Origin of the sequence: Haloarchaeobius pelagicus (genome assembly GCF_051207375.1) — an archaeon.
GTDB lineage: Archaea > Halobacteriota > Halobacteria > Halobacteriales > Natrialbaceae > Haloarchaeobius.
On sequence record NZ_JBPJZD010000001.1, the window covers coordinates 881960 to 903473 of the forward strand.

The 21514-nt window shown below is 67.5% G+C and carries 26 protein-coding genes and 1 tRNA gene; 11 read left to right on the plus strand and 16 right to left on the minus strand.

What is annotated here, in order from left to right; genetic code table 11:
• The 6 genes from ACSC1S_RS04595 to ACSC1S_RS04620 all read right to left on the minus strand — a co-directional run bounded on the left by ACSC1S_RS04595 (position 1) and on the right by ACSC1S_RS04620 (position 3992).
• Complete coding sequence (locus ACSC1S_RS04595; protein ID WP_435317730.1) at positions 1-336, minus strand: DUF7410 domain-containing protein; 336 nt, start codon at positions 334-336, stop codon at positions 1-3.
• A 2-nt stretch (positions 337-338) separates the two neighbouring features.
• On the minus strand, positions 339-1736 hold the full coding sequence (locus tag ACSC1S_RS04600; RefSeq protein ID WP_435363353.1) for a hypothetical protein: 1398 nt from the start codon (positions 1734-1736) through the stop codon (positions 339-341).
• Entirely contained in the window at positions 1723-2406 is a 684-nt protein-coding gene (locus ACSC1S_RS04605; protein ID WP_435363354.1) for a DUF7546 family protein, read from the minus strand. The genes ACSC1S_RS04600 and ACSC1S_RS04605 overlap by 14 nt, the downstream gene beginning before the upstream one ends.
• Positions 2407-2408: 2 nt before the next feature.
• Entirely contained in the window at positions 2409-2825 is a 417-nt protein-coding gene (locus ACSC1S_RS04610; protein WP_435363355.1) for a hypothetical protein, read from the minus strand.
• A gap of 91 nt (positions 2826-2916) precedes the next feature.
• Positions 2917-3414 (minus strand): Ig-like domain-containing protein, encoded by a 498-nt coding sequence (locus ACSC1S_RS04615; protein WP_435363356.1) that lies wholly within the window; start codon positions 3412-3414, stop codon positions 2917-2919.
• A gap of 493 nt (positions 3415-3907) precedes the next feature.
• Positions 3908-3992: transfer RNA gene (locus ACSC1S_RS04620), tRNA-Ser, on the minus strand.
• Between the two features lie 101 nt (positions 3993-4093).
• On the opposite strand from ACSC1S_RS04620, the gene ACSC1S_RS04625 reads away from it, so the two are divergent.
• Together ACSC1S_RS04625 and ACSC1S_RS04630 are read left to right on the plus strand one after the other, a co-directional pair.
• Positions 4094-5044: an AAA family ATPase gene (locus tag ACSC1S_RS04625; RefSeq protein ID WP_435363357.1), complete on the plus strand. Its 951-nt coding sequence runs from the start codon at positions 4094-4096 to the stop codon at positions 5042-5044.
• 71 nt (positions 5045-5115) lie between these two features.
• Complete coding sequence (locus ACSC1S_RS04630) at positions 5116-6651, plus strand: aldehyde dehydrogenase family protein (RefSeq protein ID WP_435363358.1); 1536 nt, start codon at positions 5116-5118, stop codon at positions 6649-6651.
• A gap of 206 nt (positions 6652-6857) precedes the next feature.
• Here ACSC1S_RS04630 and ACSC1S_RS04635 read toward each other — a convergent pair whose 3' ends face one another.
• The 8 genes from ACSC1S_RS04635 to ACSC1S_RS04670 form a co-directional block, all read right to left on the minus strand.
• A complete protein-coding gene (locus ACSC1S_RS04635; protein ID WP_435363359.1) occupies positions 6858-7367 on the minus strand; it encodes a DUF7519 family protein in 510 nt (169 codons plus the stop codon).
• Positions 7367-8776: a DUF58 domain-containing protein gene (locus ACSC1S_RS04640; RefSeq protein WP_435363360.1), complete on the minus strand. Its 1410-nt coding sequence runs from the start codon at positions 8774-8776 to the stop codon at positions 7367-7369. Before ACSC1S_RS04640 ends, ACSC1S_RS04635 begins: the two co-directional genes overlap by 1 nt.
• Entirely contained in the window at positions 8773-9336 is a 564-nt protein-coding gene (locus ACSC1S_RS04645; protein ID WP_435363361.1) for a DUF7269 family protein, read from the minus strand. Before ACSC1S_RS04645 ends, ACSC1S_RS04640 begins: the two co-directional genes overlap by 4 nt.
• The gene (locus ACSC1S_RS04650) at positions 9333-10310 is read right to left on the minus strand and encodes a DUF4129 domain-containing protein (protein WP_435363362.1); all 978 of its coding nucleotides are present in this window, start codon (positions 10308-10310) and stop codon (positions 9333-9335) included. The genes ACSC1S_RS04645 and ACSC1S_RS04650 overlap by 4 nt, the downstream gene beginning before the upstream one ends.
• Positions 10311-10403: 93 nt before the next feature.
• Positions 10404-11384: a DUF4129 domain-containing protein gene (locus ACSC1S_RS04655; RefSeq protein ID WP_435363363.1), complete on the minus strand. Its 981-nt coding sequence runs from the start codon at positions 11382-11384 to the stop codon at positions 10404-10406.
• Positions 11385-11479: 95 nt separating this feature from the next.
• Positions 11480-12289: a class I SAM-dependent methyltransferase gene (locus tag ACSC1S_RS04660; protein WP_435363364.1), complete on the minus strand. Its 810-nt coding sequence runs from the start codon at positions 12287-12289 to the stop codon at positions 11480-11482.
• Positions 12290-12364: 75 nt separating this feature from the next.
• Positions 12365-13273, minus strand: coding sequence for a diacylglycerol/lipid kinase family protein (locus ACSC1S_RS04665; protein WP_435363365.1), 909 nt, complete (start codon positions 13271-13273; stop codon positions 12365-12367).
• An 88-nt stretch (positions 13274-13361) separates the two neighbouring features.
• Positions 13362-14570 carry a right-handed parallel beta-helix repeat-containing protein gene (locus ACSC1S_RS04670; RefSeq protein ID WP_435363366.1) on the minus strand — a complete coding sequence of 403 codons (1209 nt, stop codon included), beginning with the start codon at positions 14568-14570 and terminating at the stop codon, positions 13362-13364.
• 163 nt (positions 14571-14733) lie between these two features.
• On the opposite strand from ACSC1S_RS04670, the gene ACSC1S_RS04675 reads away from it, so the two are divergent.
• From ACSC1S_RS04675 to ACSC1S_RS04705, 7 genes are all read left to right on the plus strand, one after another.
• The gene (locus tag ACSC1S_RS04675) at positions 14734-15402 is read left to right on the plus strand and encodes a TetR/AcrR family transcriptional regulator (protein ID WP_435363367.1); all 669 of its coding nucleotides are present in this window, start codon (positions 14734-14736) and stop codon (positions 15400-15402) included.
• A gap of 122 nt (positions 15403-15524) precedes the next feature.
• A complete protein-coding gene (locus ACSC1S_RS04680) occupies positions 15525-16178 on the plus strand; it encodes a hypothetical protein (protein ID WP_435363368.1) in 654 nt (217 codons plus the stop codon).
• 109 nt (positions 16179-16287) lie between these two features.
• Positions 16288-16914 carry an ArsR/SmtB family transcription factor gene (locus ACSC1S_RS04685; protein WP_435317747.1) on the plus strand — a complete coding sequence of 209 codons (627 nt, stop codon included), beginning with the start codon at positions 16288-16290 and terminating at the stop codon, positions 16912-16914.
• Positions 16915-16976: 62 nt separating this feature from the next.
• Positions 16977-17174 carry a hypothetical protein gene (locus tag ACSC1S_RS04690; protein WP_435317748.1) on the plus strand — a complete coding sequence of 66 codons (198 nt, stop codon included), beginning with the start codon at positions 16977-16979 and terminating at the stop codon, positions 17172-17174.
• 55 nt (positions 17175-17229) lie between these two features.
• Positions 17230-17496: a 50S ribosomal protein L37ae gene (locus ACSC1S_RS04695; RefSeq protein WP_261650678.1), complete on the plus strand. Its 267-nt coding sequence runs from the start codon at positions 17230-17232 to the stop codon at positions 17494-17496.
• Positions 17493-17627, plus strand: coding sequence for a DNA-directed RNA polymerase subunit P (locus tag ACSC1S_RS04700; protein WP_261650679.1), 135 nt, complete (start codon positions 17493-17495; stop codon positions 17625-17627). The genes ACSC1S_RS04695 and ACSC1S_RS04700 overlap by 4 nt, the downstream gene beginning before the upstream one ends.
• 10 nt (positions 17628-17637) lie before the next feature.
• A complete protein-coding gene (locus tag ACSC1S_RS04705; protein WP_435317749.1) occupies positions 17638-17898 on the plus strand; it encodes a KEOPS complex subunit Pcc1 in 261 nt (86 codons plus the stop codon).
• Here ACSC1S_RS04705 and ACSC1S_RS04710 read toward each other — a convergent pair.
• On the minus strand, positions 17892-18794 hold the full coding sequence (locus tag ACSC1S_RS04710; protein ID WP_435363369.1) for a hypothetical protein: 903 nt from the start codon (positions 18792-18794) through the stop codon (positions 17892-17894). The genes ACSC1S_RS04705 and ACSC1S_RS04710 overlap by 7 nt on opposite strands.
• Before the next feature lie 198 nt (positions 18795-18992).
• On the opposite strand from ACSC1S_RS04710, the gene ACSC1S_RS04715 reads away from it, so the two are divergent.
• Together ACSC1S_RS04715 and ACSC1S_RS04720 are read left to right on the plus strand one after the other, a co-directional pair.
• On the plus strand, positions 18993-19370 hold the full coding sequence (locus ACSC1S_RS04715; protein ID WP_435363370.1) for a prefoldin subunit beta: 378 nt from the start codon (positions 18993-18995) through the stop codon (positions 19368-19370).
• Between the two features lie 6 nt (positions 19371-19376).
• Positions 19377-19622 (plus strand): DUF3194 domain-containing protein, encoded by a 246-nt coding sequence (locus tag ACSC1S_RS04720; RefSeq protein ID WP_435363371.1) that lies wholly within the window; start codon positions 19377-19379, stop codon positions 19620-19622.
• Here the strand turns inward: ACSC1S_RS04720 and ACSC1S_RS04725 are convergent.
• Positions 19619-21478 carry a DUF2070 family protein gene (locus ACSC1S_RS04725; protein WP_435363372.1) on the minus strand — a complete coding sequence of 620 codons (1860 nt, stop codon included), beginning with the start codon at positions 21476-21478 and terminating at the stop codon, positions 19619-19621. The genes ACSC1S_RS04720 and ACSC1S_RS04725 overlap by 4 nt on opposite strands.
• Positions 21479-21514 lie beyond the last annotated feature (36 nt).

Sequence of the window (21514 nt, forward strand, 5' to 3'; positions counted from 1 at the left end):
TCACAGTGAGAGGACGATCATGTAGACGAGGACGATGACGGCGTACAGCGACCCGAGCGCCGCGATGACCTTCAGGTGGTAGAGGAACAGCTCGTCGTCTTCCTCGTCCTTGGCCTGTGCGTACGTCTCGTACTCGTCGGCGGTCAGGGCGTCCCGGTGTCGCTCGCCGAGGTGCAGTGCGTGGAGGTGCTCGGACGGGAACGGGCGGTCACAGACCCGACACCGGGCGGCGACCGTCTCGTCGTCGAGGATGGTCGTCGCCGTCTCGGCCTGCATCTCGGTCTCGCCGGGGGGCGAATCGGTCGGTCGTGGGTGGTCGATGTCGTGGGTAGCCATGGTCAGAGGAACGGGGGTTTCACGTACGGTTGGGCGACCAGCCACATGCTGGTCATCGTGTAGAACACCATCACGAGCGCGAACGGGTACTGGCTCCGGATGGGCTGGAGCCGCCCGGTGAACGTCTCGAACGCGATAGCGTGGGCGACCCAGATGGCGACGAGGTGTCCCAGCACGACGAACGCCAGCTGGAGGCTGCCGAACCAGCCCGGGAGCACCGCGACCTGGACCGTCGCCGGCGGGTCGAACGGCGACAGCGCGACCGCCGACAGCGCGGGCGAGAGCGTCAGGAAGTAGCCCAGGAAGTGCGCGAGGTGGTAGCCGGCCGCGATGGGCACCAGCGACCAGACGAACCGGCGCTGGATGACGGCGGGGTCGACGAACGAACCGGCGGTTCGCCGCGAGAGCCGGGACGCGAGGCGGTACACGGCGAGGAACAGCGCGAACCCGGCGACCGCGGTCGTCAGGTACACCGCGAGCGCCGGCACGCCGAGGCCGACGGCTGCCCGGACGAACTCGGCGTGCGGGGCGGTCGACACCAGCCCGTCGTAGGAGGTCACCCAGAGCAGGGCGACAACGAACACCACTTCGGCGTCGGTGCCATCGTCGTAGTTCCGGGCGAGGGCCGCACCCGGAAGCGAGAGCGAGAGGCCGCTCTCCGTCCGGCCAATCGGGGCCATCCGGCCGTAGGTGTGGAACACCCGCGACACCGGGTCGGCCTCCCTGAACCAGCTCGCACCGAACACGAGCGCCCCGGCCAGCGTCCCGAGCGTGTACGCCAGAACGACGACTGCCAGGAACCGTGGTTCCGAGGCGATGGGCGTGACGACCTCCAGCCAGACGAGCGCCAGGAGGCCGATTGCTGCCGGCCACCCGCCGAGGTGACTCGGCCACGAGCGCGAGCCGACTTTCGGCAACAGGGACGCGATGGCCCGCCACGGGTTGAGCACCGGCCAGGAGTCGCCGAGCAGGTACACCGAGATGGTGTAGCCGGCCCACCACCCTGCCCAGACGCCCAGGACCGCGAGGTTCCGGAGCGGGTCGGTGACGCCGAACTGTTCGGCGAACAGCCCGGTCACGACGAACAGGCCGAGGACACCGACGCTGCCGACGCGGGCCAGCGCGACGACGGCCCGACGAACCGTCGCCGGCGACGGGACCGTGAGCCCGAGCCGGTTTATCTCCCGGATGAAGTCGTGGTCGGTCGCGAAGCTCGTGAACAGGAACGACGCCCCGATGACGCCGCCACCGGTCAGCACGACCAGCCAGAACGGGATGGGAACCGAGGTGAGCGTCCCCCCGAGGGACCCGACGTGGGCCAGCGCGGGGTCGACGAACAGCACGAGTGCGGCCCCCAGTGTCGCCGCCGAGGCCAGCCGCGAGAACTCACGCGCCGCCACGACTGGGCACCCCCGGCCGCCAGTACAGCAAGGCGACGGCCACCACGAACACCAGCGTCGAGAGGTCGACGCCGAAGGCGTAGACGGTCGCCAGCGCGGCGGCCGACCCCGCCGTCCCCGACGCCAGCGACGAGATGAGCGGGAACGCACAGCTCACGCAGGAGAACAGCCCGACGAGCCCGGTTGCACTCGCCGACAGCGACTCGAGGACGGTGGCGTAGACGAGGTACGCGAGCGAGAGGTAGCCGACGACCCGGAACGGGACCAGCGCGAACTGGAACACCGCACCGGTGTACGAAATCGTCGGACCCCACCCCGGCGAGGGCATGGCGACCGAGAACCCGCTGGCGGCATGCTCGTGACCCGCCGGTGCCAGCGAGATTAGCCCGGCGAACCACGCGAGCAGCAGGAAGTAGCCCACGGCGACCGCGACCCCGAGGAGCCGATATCTCCGTGCGGTCGGAATCGGGTCCGTGGCGACCACCGCGAGCACGCCGACGTTTATCCAGACGAACGGGTACAGCGCATAGCGCACCGAGACGAGTTCGCTGCTGGTGAACCGGAAGTAGGCCACGACCGCGAGTAGCTCCAGCGCACAGAGCAACCCGAGCCACAGCACGCGCTCACTCGGGAGTGCATCGAGGGTCGAACGCGCCGTGTTCGAGGACATCCTCACCCGACGATGAGTTTCACGGCGATGACCAGGACGAACAGGACCCCGAAGGCCCACGCGCTCACCATCGCGGCGGTCGCGCTCGTGAGCCCGCGGTTCTTGCTGGAGCGATAGGTGCCGAAGACGATCCAGCCGGCGAACAGCCCGCCGGTGGCGACGACGAGCAACCACTGGAGCGTCGCCCTGCCGGCCGCGTCAGCGCCGACGTAGGCGACCGCACCCGCCCCGATTCCCCCGAGGATGAAGAAGAAACCGAGGGTCCAGACCAGCTGGTTGTTCAAGAGTTCGTGCCACCCCGGGCCCTCCCTCGCCCCGAACTTCGGCGTGTAGCTGGCCTTCTCGCGCACACTGACCAATACGAAGATGGCGGCGAGGAAGCCACCCATGACCAGCGCCGCCCCGGTGAAGTGTGACATGGTGTTAGGTGACAGTTGTCACCTGATGACTTTAAGTTTATCTCCCCGAGAGCGACAGACGTGGGCGATGTGGGGTGTACCGACGGGCCACCTACACGTAGAACCAGTCGAACGAGATGGTCGAGTCGTCCTCGACCGTGACGAACAGCGCCTTCTCGATGGTTCCAGACACTCGCTCGACCTTCCACTCGAACGTCGCCGTTCGACCCTCCGACACCGCCACGGAAACCGTGTACGTCCCCGGTTCCGTGAATGGAATACACGTCTCGGTGTTCGTCTCCCCCGGGCCGAGCGTGTACTCCCGTTCGAGTATCGGGTCCGCCCCTCCACTGGCCTCGAGGTCGACCCGGAGCGTGACGGTGTGCGTGTCGTTGTCGTCGTTCATGAGACCGATGTCGTACCCCGCCGAACTGGTCCCTTCCGGGGTGTACGACGCACATCTATCGCCTGCCGGGTCGGGAGTGGCTGTCCGTGTTCCCGTCGGGGACTTAGTACCGGTGTCGATAGCCGTGAGACACCCGGCACCGCCCGTGATGAGGAGTCCACTACAGTAGCGGAGGGCACGACGACGAGAACAGGAGGGCTTCATCGGTGCGAATTGACACACGCACATAATAAGTCTTCTGTCAATTTCTGCCGGGGCTTACACTCCCTGCGCGGTGTCGGGCGTGGATGGAACTGGGGCGCTCGGGTAGTGATTGGAGAAGCGCCGAGAGGGAGATTTGAACTCCACTCACTCCCGCTCACTTCGCTCACGGTTTCACCGTTCGCGTCGCGGTTCTCCCTTCGGTCCGAACCGCGCTTCGTTCGCTCCGTTCGAACGTTCAAACTCCTCTGTTCCGGTCTCCGGAGACTGAACGACTCGCGCCGCTACGCGTCGCTCGTCGATGTTGTCTCCGAAGAAGCGCCGAGAGGGAGATTTGAACCTCGCCGAGACGGTCCTGCTCGCCTCACTTCGTTCGGCTTCGCGGGCTGCGACTCGTCTGGTTCAAATCTACATTATCTTCGTCTCCAATCACGTGCGACTCGCGACTGCTCGCAGGCAAGCTGCTCGCAACGCTCGTCGGTTTGTGATTGGAGAACGCCGAGAGGGAGATTTGAACTCCCGTGTCCGTGAGGACAGTAGATTTCGAATCTACCGCCTTGGCCGGGCTAGGCTATCTCGGCTCATCTCCACGTTGCCGTCTGCCTTTATTATGAATTTCGATTTATCGCGTAGGGAGGTGACAACCGCCAAGAATTTATTCCAGCAGCACGGGGACGAGAACATGGACGTACACCAAGCGAACGAGGACTGTAACCGTGTCCTCGACGCCATCGGGAACGCGGTCATCGCCGACCGAGAGTTCCTCGAAACCGTACTGCTCGGTGTCGTCGGTCGTGGCCACGTGCTCCTGGAGGACGTGCCCGGGACCGGCAAGACGCTGACCGCACGGTCGATGGCTTCCGCCCTCGGATTGGATTTCTCCCGCATCCAGTTCACCCCCGACCTCCTCCCCGCCGACGTCACCGGGACGCACGTGTTCAACGAAGAGACCCGCGAGTTCGAGTTCCAGGCGGGTCCCATCTTCGCGAACATCGTCCTCGCCGACGAGATCAACCGCGCCCCGCCGAAGACCCAGGCCGCACTGCTGGAAGCGATGGAGGAGGGCCAGGTGACCGTCGACGGCGAGACGCGGATGCTCCCCCAGCCGTTCTTCGTCATCGCGACGCAGAACCCCGTCGAGCAGGAGGGGACGTTCCCGCTCCCCGAGGCGCAGGTCGACCGCTTCATCGTGAAGTCCTCCATCGGCTACCCCGACGAGGCCGGCGAGGTCGAACTCCTCCAGCGCCGGGCCGGCCGCGTCGAGCAGTCCCCGAGCGTCGAGCGCGTCCTCACCGACGAGGAGGTCGCCGACCTCCGGCAGGTCCCCGAGAACGTCCGGGTCGACGACGACCTGCTGACGTACATGGCGAAGCTCTGCCGCGAGACCCGGCAGGACGGCCGCGTCGAGATTGGTGTCTCCCCGCGCGGGACCCAGCGCCTGTTCGAGTCCTCGCGGGCCTACGCAACGATGGTGGGCCGCGAGTACGTCACACCCGACGACATCAAGCGCGTCGCCCAGCCCGTGCTCGCGCACCGGCTCGTGCTGACGCCGGACGCGATGGTCAACAACGTGAGCAAGCGCGAGGTCATCGCGAAGGTGCTGGATTCGGTGCCGGTTCCGACCGTGGACTGACGCTTCGGTCTCGACCCCTGTCCACCATGGGAGGGGGGTGTTATTACTTACATGTCTCCCTGGGATGCGACATGGCTTCACGACAGACCGAGCAGACGTACGAGCATTATATCGATGGGGAGTGGACGGCCGGAGACGGAGACCAGACGTTCACGAGCGAGAACCCGGCGACGGCTGAGGCGCTTGGCACGTTCGCTCGCGGCACCGAGTCCGACCTCGATGCGGCGTGCGCCGCGGCCGAGGCGGCGACCGAGGAGTGGCGTGAACTGTCCCACATCGACCGCGCGGAGTACCTCTGGGAGATCTACCACGAGCTCCGCGAGCGCACCGAGGAGCTGGCCGAGGTCGTCACCAAGGAGTGCGGGAAGGAGATCTCCGAGGGCCGCGCCGACGTCATCGAGGCGTACCACATGGTCGAGTGGGCAGCCGGTGACGCCCGCCACCCGAAGGGCGACGTGATTCCCTCGGAGATTCCGAGCAAGGACGCCTACATGCGCCGCAAGCCGCGGGGCGTCGTCGGCTGCATCACGCCGTGGAACTTCCCGGTCGCCATCCCGTTCTGGCACATGGCCGTCGCGCTCGTCGAGGGCAACACCGTCGTCTGGAAGCCCGCCGAGCAGACACCCTGGTGTGGCCAGATCATCGCGGAGATGTTCGAGGACGCTGGCATCCCCGACGGCGTGTTCAACATGGTGCAGGGCTTCGGCGACGTCGGCGCAGCCATCGTCGACGACGAACGCGTCGATACCGTCCTGTTCACGGGCTCCGCGGAGGTCGGCCACGAGGTCGCCCAGAAGACCGCGTCACAGCCGGGCAAGCTCGCCGCCTGTGAGATGGGCGGGAAGAACAACATCGTCATCACCGAGGAAGCGGACCTCGACGTCGCCGTCCACTCGGCGCTGATGAGTTCGTTCAAGACGACGGGCCAGCGCTGTGTCTCCTCCGAGCGCATCGTCGTCCACGAGGACGTCTACGACGAGTTCAAAGAGCGGTTCGTCGAACTCGCGGAACAGGTCTCGGTCGGCGACCCGCTCGACGATGACACGTTCATGGGGCCGCTCATCGAGGCGGACCACAAGGAGAAGGTGACGAAGTACAACCAGCTGGCCGAGGACGAAGGCGTGAACGTCCTCGTCGACCGCACCGAGCTGGACGACGAGGAGATACCCGACGGCCACGAAGCGGGTCACTGGATCGGGCCGTTCGTCTACGAGGCCGACGCCTGGGAGGACCTCCGGTGCACGCACGAGGAGGTGTTCGGTCCCCACGTCGCCCTCCTGAAGTACTCCGGCGACGTCGAGGAGGCAGTCGCGATCCAGAACGACACCGACTACGGTCTCGCCGGTGCCATCATCTCCGAGGACTACCGCCAGATCAACTACTTCCGGGACAACGCCGAGGTCGGCCTCGCCTACGGCAACCTTCCCTGCATCGGAGCCGAAGTCCACCTGCCGTTCGGCGGCGTGAAGAAGTCCGGCAACGGCTACCCGTCCGCTCGTGAGGTCATCGAGGCCGTCACCGAACGGACGGCGTGGACGCTCAACAACTCGAAGGACATCGAGATGGCCCAGGGACTCTCCGCAGACATCAAGACCGACTCGGAGTGAGTCACCAGCATCAGCCGAGTTTCACCGAGGAGAACACCTTCTTTCGGTGAGGGACGCTTCGTCGTCGGTCTCTCACGGGTTGCTCGACCGTCCGAGCCCCGCATCGCCCGGTGACACCGCCGCGCTCCCCGCTCGGAGAGGGATGATTTATACGTCGACCGGGGCAGCAACCCGAGCTGACCGTCTCCCCCGTGAATTCGACGCTCTTACTGCCGCAGCGCCGTCGTCAGGATAACCACGGCCACCAGCAACAGCGCGAGCGCCGAAATCGGCTGTCCCTCGGTCGCGACCTGGTAGACCGCGAACGCCACACCACCGGTCGCGACCCCGACCACGGCAGACCCACCGATGTGCGCCAGTTCGGCCCGGGTCGTGTCTGCCTCGCGCCCCAGTTGCTCTCCGAGCCCGATGGCGTTCTGGCCGACGTCCCAGGCCAGCACCGTCGCGGTCGTCCCGACGAGCATGAGCAGTTCGGCGGATGGTGCGCCACCGGTCGCACCGGCGAAGACGAGCCCGCCGAGCAGGCCGACCGCGCCGACGTGGACCAGTCGGCGGGAGCCGAGGACCACGCCGGGGGCGAGCGCGAGCATGCCGAGGGCCGCGCCGACGACGCCCACCGAGGCGGTCAGGATGGCCGCGAGCGCGGCAAACGCGCCAGCACCCAGTGCCACCACGGCCGACAGGCGGACCGGTCGCCGGTCGATTTCGGTCGCCATCAGGTCCACCTCCGTGAGCCACGGGCGAGGGCGTTCACGAGCCCTTCGTCCGGGTCCCAGTCGATGACGCGGATGCCACCCTGGCGCAGTTCGGTGATGCGGGCGCGGCGTTCCACCCGGGCGATGCGCTGGCCGATGGTCTCCGTCGCGGTGGCGTCCGGGCTGATGATGGTCACCTTGTGTCCGTGGGCGTGGAGCAGGCGGGCGGCCTGCACCGCATCGTCATCACACAGCGGGCTGAAGAACACGAGCTGGGCGTCGCCCGGGAGCCGTTTTCTGAGGTTCCGGACACCGAGCGTGATGGAGCGGTAGCCCGCGGGCTGCTCCGAGGAGAGTGCGGGGTGATGGGCGAACAGCTCCTCGACCTTCGCGCGGTGTTCGTTCCCGAGGCCGGGGCGGAGCCAGACCGACTGTGGGGCGAGGGCGGTGAGGCCGACCCGGTCGCCCGTGTCGAGCAGCGCGGTGAACACGTGGCCGGCAGCCTCGATGCCGAGGTCTGCTGCATGGAGGCCCTCGTCGTCCCGGCGGACGTAGGCCTCCTTGCGCAGGTCGAGCAGGCACATCACGGTCGCGGCGCGCTCCTCGCGGAACAGCAGGGTCGCGAGGTCGCCGGTCCGCGCGTAGCGCTTCCAGTCGACCCGCGAGAGCGGGTCGCCGCGGCGGTACTCCCGGGTCGAGTGGAACTCGACGCCGTCACCGCCGATGTCGGTGTTCACGCGCCCGGCGTACTGCGAGGTCTGCTTGCGCAGCGGGACCGGAATCGTCGCCTCCAGCGAGGGCGTACACACCATGTCGCCGCCGGTCCGGAAGCGGGTGTGGGTCTCCTCAGCGCCGGACCAGCCGCGGACGATGGCGTCGCACGTCTTGAACTCGTGGGTGCCGCGCTTGGCGGTCACGGTGTAGGAGAACGAGTCCGACTCGCCGGGGCGCAGGGCGGTGCCGAGGCGGGCGGACCCGGACTTCACGGAGAGTTCCTCGGGCACGCCGTCGACGAGGCGCACGTCGGGCAGGGTTCGACTCCCGTCGTTCGTCACGCGGACCGTCACGGTCACCTCGTCGCCGAGGGACGGGTCCGGGTCGCTGAGTTCTCGGGTGATACTGAGCGTCACGGCCGGGGCCTCGGTGATCCGGGCGTACGCGAGGTAGCCCACGCCGACGACCGCCGAGAGCAACAGGGCGGGCTGTCGCGTGATGACGCCGACTGCGCCCGCGACCAGCGTCACCGCGGCGATGCCGCGCCAGTGGTTGGTCGCCTCGGTCGTGTCGGTGATGACGCGCTGGGTCTGGACCGCGTCGGTTGCCGACCCACCTGCTCCCGCGTCGGTTCCCGCGCCTGTCGCCCCGTCCGGCGTCGTGCTGTCGTCGCGCCCCGTCGAGTCGTCGGTCTCTCGCGTCACTGTCGAACTCATCTGTCGTACTCCTCCGACATCCGTGCGATCTCGGTGGCCGCGTGGACGGCCCACCGGTGATACCGCGTCTGGCGGCCACTGAGCAGGTCGACCCGCGAGAACAGCGATCCGCCCTCGAGCGTGCCGGTGAAGAACGCGGCGGCGTACGGGTCGTCGGTCCACTCACCGGCCTCGATTCGTCGTTTCGCCTCCGACTGCGAACAGCCCTGCGTGCGGGCGATGGTCGCGACCGCGGCGCGCTCCAGTCGGGTCGTCGTCTGCTCACGACTGTCGATCCGGCGGAGGTCCGTACTCGCGACGTGGAGCAACTCGTCGAAGTCGTCTCCCGGCGTGGGGAGCTCCTGTGACTGCTCCGGGTCCGGCGTCTCGGCCTGCACGTACCGGTTCCGGGTGCGCGAGACGCCGATTCGGACGCCCTGGAGGAGTGCTGCGACGCCGAGTACGACGAGTATCGCCTCGTTCATCGACATCCCAGCGGCGACCTCGGGGAACAGGACCAGGGCGAACGCCAGGGCGGCGACGGCGACCCCGAGCACCGAGAGGATGGTTCTGAGCTTCATCGCGTCTCACCCTCGTTGTGGGCTTCGAGCCGCCTGAGTGCTTCGACTGCACGGGCTTCGCGCTCGGGCGTCGCGTCGGCGGCACCGTACCGGACCGACTCGAACAGGTCGGTCAGCGTCTGGACGTCCGCCCGGTCGAAGCCGGCGTCGACCGCGGCACGCTCGAACTCCCGCGGCGTGCTCGTTTCGGGATGGTCGACCGGCAGGTGTCGGGTCATCTCGACCCACGCACGGTAGATCTCGTTGTCGACGTCCGAACTGGATTCGATTCGGTCTGCGGCCCGGCCCGCGGCGGTCGAGATGGCCTGCGTGTCGACCGGGGCATCGTCCGCCTGCGCCGCGTCCTCGCTCACCTCGACGACCTCGTCCTCGTCGTCGTCGTCGCCGGACACGCTCCATGCGCCGACCAGTACCACGGCGAGGATGCCCGCCCCACCGAGCAGGAGCAAGAGCGGAACGTCGAACGGCTGTTGTCGCTGCTCGTCGTCACCGCTCCCCGAGCCCTCACCAGCACCGTCACCCGTGCCGGAGTCGTCCGGCGTGTCCCCGGGTGCGCCCTGTTGCTGGGTCTGTGGGGTGTCCGAGGAGGGACAGATGAAGAAGAACGGGGCCACCGACGCGACGATGACGGCCATCAGCAAGAGCATGGCCACGGCGACCACGCCGTCGTACCGCCGGTAGGACCCGATGGTGACCGACGCCGTGACCGCGACGAGACCGACACCGGCCCACCACGGGAGCGTCCGGGACGGACAGTCCTGCCGGAGCGGCGGCTGCTGTTGTGCTGTCGTCTGGTTGACCCGCTGCCCCGGTTGGGTGGTGGTCTCCGTCGTCACCCCGTCGGCGTTCACGTTGGAGACGGAGCCCCCACTCCCCCCGGGCTGGGTCGTCTCGGTGAGCGTCCCCGCCGCGATGGCGATGGCGAGGACACAGCACACCGCGACGACCACGATGCCCACGTTCCTTTGTTTCACGTGAGCCTCTAGCTGGAAACGACACTTAGGGGTGCCGGATTGTCAAGCCATGACTTGACTCATCGGTTCGCACCGGAGCCGGCGAGTTCTCGGTCAGTCGTCGTCGTCAGCCGTCGGTTTCGCACCTGATGCGTGAGCCGACTCGATGGCCCGCAGTGCCTCGATGGCCCGGCTCTCGCGGTCTGTCGTCGGGTCTTCGCCGCCGTAGCGGACCTCCTCGAACAGCGCAGTGAGTTCCGTGACCTGGTCGCGGGTCATCCCGGCCGCGATGGCAGCCTCCGCGAACTCTGCGGGTGTGCTCGATTCGGGCTCGGGCACGTCCAGATGCCTCGTCATCTCCCGCCAGGCCCGGTACACCTCGTTGTCGACCGCGGTACTGGTCTCCAGCCGGTCCGCGGCTCGCCCCGCGGCGGCACCGATGGCGGCCATGCGGTGTCGCGGGGAACGCGATGCCAGCCCCGCCTCGTACACCTCCTCGTCGTTCTCCCGGTCCTCGTCGTCGCCCCGGAGGGCGAACCAGGCGAACACGAGCACGATACCCACCACCAGCGCGGCGATGAGAAGGGCGACCTCCGGGCTCACGTTCCCGGGGTTCTGGCTCAGCCCGAGCGAGGAGGAGACGCCCTCGGTCTGTTCTGCGACCGTCGAGGGGATGACCGAGAGCTGGTCGGGCTCGTTCTGGGTGGCACAGTTCGTCAGGAGGAGCCACAGGAAGAAGCCGGGGAACGCGATGGTCCCGACCAGCCCGGTGGCCGCCAGCCCGTCTTTCGAGTGCTGGACGTACAGCCAGATGGCGGCCGTGAGGACCACGACGATGGCGAAGAACTCGCCGCTCAGCAGGAACGGGATGCAAAAGCTCATCGAGAAGACGATGCGGCCCGGGTCGGTCAGGGGTCGTGCGGGACTCGTCCCGTCCTCCCCGTTCCGGTCGGTCGCGGTGTCGTCGTTCGGGGTGACGATGGAGGAGCCACCGCCCCCGGGTTCGTGGGGCTCGACGAGCGTCGCGGCCGCGAACGCGAGCGCGAACACGCAGACGAGGGCGAGGACCACCGGGATAGCTTTCTCCCGATTCACGACGGAAGGTAAGTGAGTCGTCTTTGAGAACGTTTCGCTAGGGCAGGTGGCTGGCTGCCTCTGCAGGACCGCGATGGCCGGCTGTCGCCCCGTCGCTACCGTCGCCCCGAGATGACCTCGACCTCGCCGTGTTGCACGAACGTCTCCCCGTCGAGGCCCTGCAGGTACTCGCGCAGGTCGGCCTCGAAGGCGTCTTTCCGGTCGCCGAAGCGGGCCGGCGAGCAGAACGAGAGCGAGAAGACGTAGCCGACGACGCCGTCTTCGTCCCACTTGCGTTCGTACGCGACGGTCTCGGTCTCGACGTCGGTGAAGCCGTGCTCGGCGAGCAAGTCGTCCCATGGGTCGTCGTACTCCTCGATGGGGCCGGTTCGCTCGGGGAGGTCGTCGAGGTACTCGCCGGCGAGCGCGTGAACGCCCGCCTGCCAGTCGTCGTCGACCCCGTGGGTGAGCCACTCGCCGTCGGTGACGAGCGCGACGCCACCGCCCGGTTCGGTCAGCTCGAACAGGTGGTCGAGGGTGCGAGGCTGGTCCATCCAGTGGAAGGACCGACCCATCGTCGTGAGGCGAACCGTTCCGATGTCGGCGGGCAGGTCCGCATCGGACCCCTGCACCCACTCGACGTTCTCGCAGCCGGCCGCCACAGCCTGTTCGCGGGCCTCGCGGAGCATCGCCTCGTTCGGGTCCATCCCGACCACCTCGCCGGCGTGTTCGGCGAGCGGGATGGCGATCTGGCCCGCACCACAGCCGAGGTCGAGGACGCGGCTCGTCTCGTCGACGCCGAACCGGTCGACGAGGTACTCGATGGCGTCGGTACCGTACCGGGGGCGATAGCGGGCGTAGTACCATTCGGTGCTGGTGAAGCGCTCGGCGCTGTCCGGGGTGGGAGAGTCGTCTGACGGGGACATGGTGAGAACGCTCGGAGCCGAGAGAACCGACCCGCGAATATTAAGGATGCTGGAACGTTCGTCCCTCGACCCGGCTCAGCGCGCCGACGGTGACGGGTCGTACCCCGGCCCGACCCGCAGTTCGAGGGCCTCGGGGCGGACCGAAAGCGTGAGTTCGCTGTGCTCGCTCAGTTCGCCGTCGCGGCTGAACGTGATGGGGCCCTCGTGTCCGGCGACCGTGAGTTCGCTGGCCGAGATGTGCGTCACGCCGGGCGTATCCTGCCCGAGGAGACGGTGCCCGATGGCTTCGGCGACCATCGACCGCGTCGGCATCTGCTCGACGACGGCGACGTCGAACAGCCCGTCCTCCATGTCGCCCTGACCGCCCTCGCCGACGAACTGGCGGGTGTTCCCGACCAGCAGACAGAGCGCTTCGCCGTCCCAGGACTGCTCGCCGTGGTCGGCGGTCGCGTCGACCCGGATGTCGAGCCCATCGAACGCCATCGCCTCCTGTGCGCCGGTGACCAGGAACGCGAGCGTCCCGAACCGCCGCTTGAGGTCGCTGGAGGCAGCCACGCTGGCTTCGGCTGGCAGTCCAGCGATACAGGAGACGGCGAACGGTTCGTCGCCGGCCATCCCGAGGTCGACTGTGCGCCGCTCCCCGGTGTCTGCGATCTCGACGCCCTGCTGGATGGTCTCGATGCCGATGTTTCGCGCGAGGATGTTCGCCGTACCGGCGGGGACCGCGCTCAGCGTGACCGACCCGAGGTGGCCGGCGTCCTTGAGGCCGCGAAGCACCTCGTTGATGGTCCCGTCGCCGCCACACACCGCGAGTTCGGAGACGCCGTCCTCGCCGGCTTGCTGGCCGAGTCGCCTGGCGTCGCCCGGCCCTCTCGTCTCGACAGTGTCGAAGCCGCGGGCCCGGAGGAGCCGTTTCACGTACTCGGCGTGGTCGCCACTTCCACTCACTGGGTTGATGATACAGCGACGGGAACCGATCTGCATTGCGCGGGTGTAGAACGCGATGGTTAACAAGCCCTGCGTTCGGGCAGTCCCTCACGCCGCGGCGGCCGGGCTGCGACGGCCAGGGCGTTCAGGCCCTGTTGCGACGACCGCGGCCACGACTGCGCCCGCGGCCGCGCCCACCCGCACGCCTGCGCCCCTGACCGCCCGCCCGCCCACGACCCCGGCCGTCCTGGTCACCCGGCCCGGTCTCGAACTCGTCGAGCCAGCCGGTGCCCGGTTTCGAGCCGAGGACGCCGGCAGTCTCGGCGTCGACCGCCTGCCGACGCAGTAATCGGATGGTCGCCGCGGGCGAACACCGGCCCCGTACCGGTTCGTCAGCCACCGTCTGGAAGACCGGTCCGGTCAGGCGGTAGTCGTCGTCCTGGTTCCGGAACGCGGTGGTGCTGACCAGCCGTGCGGGGTTGCGCGTGCGGATGTCGAAGCCGTGGTCGTCGTTCCGAATCGCACTGGTCCGGGCGACCGCGAGTGCCCCGATGTCGTCGATGTCGAAGCCCGACCCGCCGTTCGAGAGGGCGACGCTGCACCGGAGTTCCGTCTCGGTGAAGTCCTCGACGTCGAAGCCGTCGCCACGGTTCTCCATCGCGCCGCAGCGAACGACGGTCAGGGTGGCTTCGTCGTCGCCGTCGAGGACGAACCCGTGCCTGCCGCTGCCGCGAGAGAGACAGCGCCGGAACTGGATGTCGCGCTCCGTGTCCGCGACGATGCCCGAGGAGCGGCCACGGCGGCCACACTCCTGGACGGTCGTCGCGGTGACGACGGCGCGGGTGTCTTTCAGTCGGATACCACTGTTCCGGGTGCCGACGATGGTCAGGTTGTCGAGACGCCCGGCGGCGTCCTCCATGTCGACACCGACGCCCGAGCGCCGAATCCAGGCGTCCCTGACCCTGACACCTTGGGAGTCACGGAGACGGATGGCGGTTCCCCCGCCGACGATGCGGAGGTTCGCCAGTCTGACACCACGGGACCGGTCGACGTCGATGCCGACCCTGTTCTCCCGCGGGGTGATGGTGTACCCGTTCCCGTCGAGCGAGACGCCGCGCCCGACGACCTCGATGGGGCCTTCGATGTCGCCCTCGAGGACGTACCGCTGGCCGGTGCCGACGAGCCGGATGCGGCCGGACCCAGCGGGCACGACCGTCGGGTGCCCAGCAGCGACCGGGCGGGCCCACGCGCCGAAACTCGCGCCGGCACCTGCCAGCGCGAGCAGTCGTCGCCGGCTCACGGTTCGGACGGTCCGGTCGGTCGACTGTTCAGGCAGGGGAGGCGTCGATACCATGCTAGAGCCAGACTAGCAAAGAAGATAGCGTAGCCGGTAGCTGTAAGGCCGAAATCACTCGAATTCGGGGTTTCAGGCCGTTTTCGAGTGGCGCTCCTGATTCGACTCTGGTGAGTACTCAGCACCCGCCGAGTATTTACTCGCTCGGCGGAAAGCACGCGACATGCCCACGGGCGAGGCCGATTCGGACGACGAGCAGGCGGCCGCCGGCGCGGAGGAAGAGCTGAGTGAGTCACAGGTCGACATCATGGAGGCGGTCCTGCGGGCGCTCGCCAAGCACGGCTACGCCGGACTGACCACGAAGAAGGTGGCTGCCGAGGCATCGGTCTCGGAGGCCGGCCTGTACTACCACTACGACTCCAAGGACGACCTCGTGGTCGCCTTCCTGGAGTGGAGCGTCAGGCGCGACTCGAAACGACTCTCGGCCGCGGCCGACGCCGACCCTGTCACCCGGCTGTTCGCGCTGTGTGATGCGTTACTGGGTGACCCCACCGACGAGGTCGACCGCGGTATCAACGTCGCCGTGATGGAACTGCTCGCTCACGCCCCGTTCAACGACCGGTTCCACGACCTGCTCAAGTCGTACGAGGAGCGGGTTCACGAGACGCTGGCGGGGGTCATCCGCGAGGGGATGGACGTCGGCGTCTTCCGCGCGGACCTCGACCCCGAGGCGACCGCCGCCTACCTGCTCGTGACCACCGACGGGAGCGCGGGAGCCGTGATGGCCCTCGGGATGGCCGACCTCGGCGAGCAGGTGCGCGACCGGCTGTTCGCCTACCTCCGCGAGAACGTGCTCGCTGCGGGCGTCAGCGCCCCAGAGAAGTATCAGTAGTTCGACCGTTCTCGACTCCCCGGTCGGCTGGGTGGTTCCGCCGAAGTCCACGCCGGATGCGTCAAACGCCGCTTTCATACTTGACAAACAAGTTATGTGTAGCTGCCCTCTGTACGGTTGCGATGAACCACCGATTCAGATTCGTATCGTTCCTCACAGTCGCGCTGGTCTGTGCACTTGCGCTGGGTGCCGGCCCGGTCGCGGCCGACGGGGACCAGACCGTCGGCATCTGCATGGTCGGCGTCGACAGTCCCTGTAACGGCGACCACGACGAGAACGCCACCAAAGACGGCGTCGCGGAGCCGGTGAACCCGGACGAGTTCCCGCCGGACCCCGACGGCACCGACCCAGTTCGGCCGACCGACCCCGAGCCGAACTGGCGTGACGGCGTCGTCATGGAGCCCATCAACGACTTCGTCGACGACGTGCCCCTGATGCAACAGACCGGCGTCCGTGACGACCCGGTCGACTCGCAGAACGAGTCCGGGGAGCGCGAGCGCCCCGACGAACCCATCCCGACCGAGCCGTACATCGTCTGTGTGCGCGCCCCGTGTGAACTCCCGACCGCCGAACCGCTCCCGGAGAAACTGCCGTCCGCCGCGGACGGTGACGGCGGCATCGCCATCCTCGTCCCCGCGGACGAGCACGCGACCGCCGCGGTCTCGGCGTCGAACGCCCCTGGACTTGCGCCGTGGTACGACTTCGACCTGGCCCCGGTCCGGTTCGACTCCAACCCGTTCCACCTGTTCGCCCGCCTCTTCGGGTTCTTCTTCTAGCACCCCTGAGGCCGGTCTGCCACCCGATTTCACCCACGAACCACACCGGTAAAGCGCCGGTTTGATGCAACGAAATCCGAATACATCCCGACACCGTATATTCCAGTCAATGGGCCGTATCTTCCCGATAAAACGCGCCGTCGAACACGAGCCGGGCCAGTCCAAACTCGTCGGACTGACCGACGAGACGGCCGACGAGGTGTTCGCCACGCTCTCCAGCGCGACCGCGCGGACCATCCTCGAAGCGCTCTACGAGGAGCCCCATACACCGGCGGACCTCCGCGAGGTCACCGGAACCACGCTCCAGAACGTCCACTACCACCTCACGAACATGGAGAACGCCGGCCTCATCGAGGTCGTCGACACCTGGTACTCCGAGAAGGGGTCTGCCATGAACGTCTACGCCCCCTGTGCCAGGGCGGTCCTCGTGATGGCCAGCTCACGCGACGACCGGTCCATCTTCCGTGACCTGCTCGCGCGCGTGCTCGCGGTGGTCGTGTTCCTGGGAGTTGCCACCCTCACGTTGGCGCGGGTCCTCGACGAACTGGCCCGCCCGGAACCCATCACGGAGATGGCCAGTCTTGCCGGTGACGCGGCCTCCCAGCCCGCGAGTCAGCCCGCCACCCAGCCGCTCCTGTCGCCCGAGCTGGCGTTCCTCGGTGGCGGCCTGCTCGCCGTCGCCGTCTTCGCCGTCCTCGTCGTGCTCTATCTCCGGCCGTGGTCGCGACCGAGATAGGTGCGATTCCCGACAGAACCCCAAGGCATTTCATCCTCGCTAATTACATCTCATTACACACGATGCGCCGAGCTGATGCGGTCCTCACGACCATCCCGTCCGTGGTCCTGACGGGACTGTTGCTGGAGCGTGGACTGCGAGCGATCACCCTGCCAGACGTGGTCCCACCGGTCGAGTGGGTCCAGTTCACCGTACTCGGCCTCTGTCTGGCGTTCATCCTCATCGTCTACGAGGTCGTCGCCGCCCCGTCACTGGAGTGAGCGGGCGGGCGAACTCAACAGGTTTATTTGCCCGCTGACGGTACGAACGGGTATCATGGCCAAGAAGAAAGGAAAGACGGGGAGCGCCGGCCGATTCGGCGCTCGCTACGGGCGTGTCTCCCGACGCCGCGTCGCGGAGATCGAAGACGAGATGCGCAACTCCAAGGTCGACGGCGACAACGTCAAGCGCCTCGGCACGGGCATCTGGGTCAACGAGGAGACCGGTGAGAAGTTCACCGGCGGTACCTACCGCCCCGAGACCCCCGCAGGCCGCACCGTTCGCCGGTCGATTCGCGCCGCACTCTCCGAAGAAGACGAATGAGCTACAAGTGCTCGCGGTGCAAGCGTGACGTGACGCTCGACTCCTACGGCGGCGTCCGCTGTCCCTACTGTGGACACCGCGTGCTGCTGAAAGAGCGCAGTACCGACATCAAGACCGTCGACGTCGAATAGCGTCGGCTCGATGTCCTCGTTCTCACACGCGACCAGCCTCGAATTCGAGTACGACAGCGACGCGATCGCGCAGATCGTCGAGCGCAGCGTCGCCCAGGAGGTCGGCGAGATCGAGGGCGACCGTTCTTCGACGACGCTCTCGCGGACCGGCGACACCGTCACGGTCGAGGTCGAGGCCGCAGACCTCGTGGCGCTCCGTGCCGGTATCAACACGTGGATTCGACTGGTCGAGGTCGCCGAGAAGATACACGACCTCGGGTCCGGCTACTGATTCTGCGGCGGGTCCACGGCGCGCTGGCTGGGCGTCGCGTCGAGCGCGAGATACAGGTCGTTGACCATCGCCCGGAGTCGCCGGTATCGGTACTCCAGCCAGCGGACGCTCAACACCTGGAGGACGACCGCGACCACGAGCGCCCCACCGACGAGTGCACCGCCCACCAGCGCGGGATAGCTCGCGATGAGGTCGTACCTCCCCAGGGAGACGACGAGGGACGTGCGAGCGACCGGCTGGACCAGGAGTTCCCTCACGACTATCGAGAGGACGAACCCGACCGACCCCAGGAGGACGGCGGTCCAGAGGTTCCGATAGAAGGTGGCGAGGACGGTGTATCGGTGGTAGAGGGTCGATTCCCCGTGAAGGATACTGTGGCCGAGGTGTTCGAGGTACTCGTCGTCGCTTTCCCAGGCAGCAGCCCGGGACCCGTCGTCGCTCGACTCACCGTCCTCGCGGACGAGCCGGTGCAGCTCCCGGGAGAGCTGCCGCAGGACCTCGTGCTCGATGGAGGTCGCCTCGGCCGAGCCCTCGTCTCTCTCGACCTCGGCGAGCCGGTCGCGCAGGGTGAACGTTCTGGTGAGGTCGTTCCCCTGACCTGTCTCCTTCGAATCGCGGAGCCTGGAAAGCTGTGGAGAGCCACCGAGGGGCCACGAGGCTGTCCGCCAGCCGATGTGGGCCATGGTGGCCGCCGCCCACCCTCGGGAGGCAACCGCGTGGAGGACCCGGCCGACGGGGTAGCCGACGGCGACCAGGAGCAGCGTCGAATTCAACTCCGGAAAGAACCGGGTGGGGAAGGATGCGGCAGTGTAGACTGGCGAGAGGAACAACAGGAAGACGACACCGGGGACGAGGTCCGCGACGACGTCGAACACAGACAAACGCCGTGTTGGCATTCTGTAGATATATCTCGAACAACATATTAAGCGTTGTGTGCGGGCCGTGGCCGCGAGGGTCGAACCGGCGACCCTCTCGAATTCGGGTCGAAGCGACGGTCTCTCCGCCGTCTTCCCCCATCGCAGAGGATTCTCCGTCTCGGCTCGTTCTTAGCTGAAAAGCGGGGGTTTTTCAAGCCAGAAGCCATCGGTCGGGGTATGCAAGGAAACCTTCCGCCGGAAGCACAGGAGAAAATCGAGGAGCTGCAGGACCTTCAGGAGACCGCACAGCAGGTCGCCCAGCAGAAGCAGTCCGCGGACTCCCAGCTGACAGAGGCCCAGACCGCACTCGACGAGCTCGAGAACATCGACGAGGACACGAAGATGTTCCGTGAGGTCGGCGAGCTCTTCGTCGCGACGGACTACGCCGAGGCCAAGGACGCCCTCGACGAGAAGGTCTCCAGCCTGGAGATCCGCGTCGAGACCCTCGAGAAGCAGGAAGAGCGCGTCCAGGAGCAGTTCGAGTCGCTCCAGCAGGAACTGCAGGAGATGCTCGGCGGTATGGGCGGCGGCATGGGCGGCGCAGGCGGCGCATAAGCGCGCATGCCCACCGACGAAGAAGTCGTTCGTACGGCCGCGGAAGCGGCCGAGGGACTCATCCTCTCGCGGTTCAAGCAGTCAGACGTCACCGACATGGACGTGACCGTCACGTTCGAGGAGGGCGTCCTCGACGTGGACGTGTACCTGAACGTCCCGAGTGCGGAGGCGAAGTCTGAGCAGGTCGCCGAAGACGCCGCACTCGCGGCGCGCAGTGCGGTCGACGACCTGTTCGCCGAGGACGAGTCCTAGGAGAGCAAGAAGACGACCATACTCAGGCCCATCGCGGCCATCGCCATCAACACCGCGAGCGCCCCGCCCATCGAGACCATCGCGTTCGCGTGACTGGCGAGCGTCTCCGTTCTATCGTTCCCGAAGACAGTGACGCGGGCGCGGTCCGACGACATCCCGACCGAGACGGGCTCGCGGTCCGCGAGCGCCTCCGTCGTCAACCCGGTGACCAGCTCGACGAGTTCGTTCTGGTCGAGGGCCTCGCCCACCTGGTTCGAGGACTCCACCCGGTTCACGATGTGGGTGTCCGTCGTCATCACTTCTGCCGCGTCGACGTCGTCGGGGAGCGCGTCGATGAGTCGTTCGCGGAGTCCCGGCTCCATGTTGTTCCCGTCGACGAGCACGTAGGCGGTGGTCTGGTCGGCGACGGTGACACAGGCGACGCGGACGCCGAGCGGCCCGATGCCGTCCTCGGGAATCCAGTCGGTCTCCGCCCAGGCGGTGCCGACCTCGACAGGGTGCTGGGGGGCGTCGTGAAGCTCCTCGGCGGCCTTCGCCGCGGCCTGCATCATGTCGAACGAGCGCTCGCTACCGGGTGTGACGTGGCCGAGGTCGTCCCCTTTGAGGCCGTTGTTGCAGTTGTGCGCGTCGACCAGTAACACCTCGTCGAAGCCACCAGAACGTGCCTCGGCGGCGGCAGAGAGGCCGACCGCGTAGTCCACGTCGTCGGCGAACCGGGGCGAGTGCGTGCTCACGAGCAGGATGTCGTCGCCGAACGCCTGCGCCAGCATCTTGGCGTCACCGACCTGGGTGCGGACGCTCTCGGTCGCGGTCGTCCCGAACTCGAGCCGGTCGTGGGCGTCCTGGGCGGTCTCGAGGATGGTGTCGACCTCGCGCTCGGTGACGAGGTTGAAGTCGTGGCCCGCGGTCGCGTGGGGCGGAAACGCGAGGCCGTCTGCCGATTCGGCGACACGCTTTGGGAGGTTCCCGCCACCGATCTCGCCCATCGGACCGGGGTGGATCATCGGGAGGACGAACCGGGCCTTCTCCGTGCCGTCCTCGCGCTCGAAGGCGAGGACGGTGACCGGGACGAGCGCTTCCTCGCCCAGCTTCTCGAAGAAGTCCTCCAGTTCGCGGGTTCCGTCGGCGATGTGGCCGATGAAGCCGCCGAGGAAGTCGAGCACCGAGACACCGAGGCTCTGTTTCCACGGCCGGTCGATGATGACGAGGAAGAGCCAGACCGCGGTCCCGTACAGGAGACAGAGCAGCGCGAGGATGACGAAGTCGCCGGGGAGGATCGGCCCGAGCGAGGTCGGGGCCTGTTCCGGGCGGGAGAGGTAGGCGTCGAGGATGGGGCCGCCGGCGTCCATATACCGGAGGGTCCCGCTGTAGACGAACAGCAAGATCGCCGCGGCCGCGGTCTGGATGCTCGCGGGGATCGCCGCCTTCGGGATGGAGTGCTGTGAGATGGCGGCGACGATGAGCAACCGGAACGCGAAGATGGAGGCGAGACCGACGTACAGCACGTCGAAGACGAAGTTCTGGCCGAGGTCGGTCAGGAGCGCGACGAGGCCACCGACCGCCAGGATGGCAACGACCAGGACCTCACACAGCAGGGCGAGCAGCGAGGCGCGGTTCGGGGTGAGCTGGCCGCCGAGGCGCTGGTCGACGACGCTCGTCAGCACCGACGCCGCGAACGTCGGGATGCCGATGAAGAAGACGCCCTGCCACAGGTCCTCCAGCCAGAACGTGTTCTCGAAGACCCCGATCCCCGTCACTGCGGCGACCACCATCGCGAAGGCGAGACTCTTGTACCAGCGCGGGGCCCGGAAGATGTACCGGGACATGCTGGCCAGGTCGCCCTGGGTTGCCGTCATTATGGTCTATCCGTTCCCGTGGTCGAATAAAACTAC

Coding starts and splice junctions, on each gene's coding strand:
- ACSC1S_RS04630 (WP_435363358.1), top strand. CDS start 5,116: ATGGCTTCACGACAGACCGAGCAGACGTACGAGCATTATATCGATGGG.
- ACSC1S_RS04680 (WP_435363368.1), top strand. CDS start 15,525: ATGAACCACCGATTCAGATTCGTATCGTTCCTCACAGTCGCGCTGGTC.
- ACSC1S_RS04640 (WP_435363360.1), bottom strand. CDS start 8,776: ATGAGTTCGACAGTGACGCGAGAGACCGACGACTCGACGGGGCGCGAC.
- ACSC1S_RS04635 (WP_435363359.1), bottom strand. CDS start 7,367: ATGGCGACCGAAATCGACCGGCGACCGGTCCGCCTGTCGGCCGTGGTG.
- ACSC1S_RS04685 (WP_435317747.1), top strand. CDS start 16,288: ATGGGCCGTATCTTCCCGATAAAACGCGCCGTCGAACACGAGCCGGGC.
- ACSC1S_RS04725 (WP_435363372.1), bottom strand. CDS start 21,478: ATGACGGCAACCCAGGGCGACCTGGCCAGCATGTCCCGGTACATCTTC.
- ACSC1S_RS04625 (WP_435363357.1), top strand. CDS start 4,094: ATGGACGTACACCAAGCGAACGAGGACTGTAACCGTGTCCTCGACGCC.
- ACSC1S_RS04675 (WP_435363367.1), top strand. CDS start 14,734: ATGCCCACGGGCGAGGCCGATTCGGACGACGAGCAGGCGGCCGCCGGC.
- ACSC1S_RS04615 (WP_435363356.1), bottom strand. CDS start 3,414: ATGAAGCCCTCCTGTTCTCGTCGTCGTGCCCTCCGCTACTGTAGTGGA.
- ACSC1S_RS04720 (WP_435363371.1), top strand. CDS start 19,377: ATGCCCACCGACGAAGAAGTCGTTCGTACGGCCGCGGAAGCGGCCGAG.
- ACSC1S_RS04670 (WP_435363366.1), bottom strand. CDS start 14,570: ATGGTATCGACGCCTCCCCTGCCTGAACAGTCGACCGACCGGACCGTC.
- ACSC1S_RS04595 (WP_435317730.1), bottom strand. CDS start 336: ATGGCTACCCACGACATCGACCACCCACGACCGACCGATTCGCCCCCC.
- ACSC1S_RS04660 (WP_435363364.1), bottom strand. CDS start 12,289: ATGTCCCCGTCAGACGACTCTCCCACCCCGGACAGCGCCGAGCGCTTC.
- ACSC1S_RS04695 (WP_261650678.1), top strand. CDS start 17,230: ATGGCCAAGAAGAAAGGAAAGACGGGGAGCGCCGGCCGATTCGGCGCT.
- ACSC1S_RS04610 (WP_435363355.1), bottom strand. CDS start 2,825: ATGTCACACTTCACCGGGGCGGCGCTGGTCATGGGTGGCTTCCTCGCC.
- ACSC1S_RS04690 (WP_435317748.1), top strand. CDS start 16,977: ATGCGCCGAGCTGATGCGGTCCTCACGACCATCCCGTCCGTGGTCCTG.
- ACSC1S_RS04705 (WP_435317749.1), top strand. CDS start 17,638: ATGTCCTCGTTCTCACACGCGACCAGCCTCGAATTCGAGTACGACAGC.
- ACSC1S_RS04665 (WP_435363365.1), bottom strand. CDS start 13,273: ATGCAGATCGGTTCCCGTCGCTGTATCATCAACCCAGTGAGTGGAAGT.
- ACSC1S_RS04715 (WP_435363370.1), top strand. CDS start 18,993: ATGCAAGGAAACCTTCCGCCGGAAGCACAGGAGAAAATCGAGGAGCTG.
- ACSC1S_RS04605 (WP_435363354.1), bottom strand. CDS start 2,406: ATGTCCTCGAACACGGCGCGTTCGACCCTCGATGCACTCCCGAGTGAG.
- ACSC1S_RS04710 (WP_435363369.1), bottom strand. CDS start 18,794: ATGCCAACACGGCGTTTGTCTGTGTTCGACGTCGTCGCGGACCTCGTC.
- ACSC1S_RS04700 (WP_261650679.1), top strand. CDS start 17,493: ATGAGCTACAAGTGCTCGCGGTGCAAGCGTGACGTGACGCTCGACTCC.
- ACSC1S_RS04645 (WP_435363361.1), bottom strand. CDS start 9,336: ATGAAGCTCAGAACCATCCTCTCGGTGCTCGGGGTCGCCGTCGCCGCC.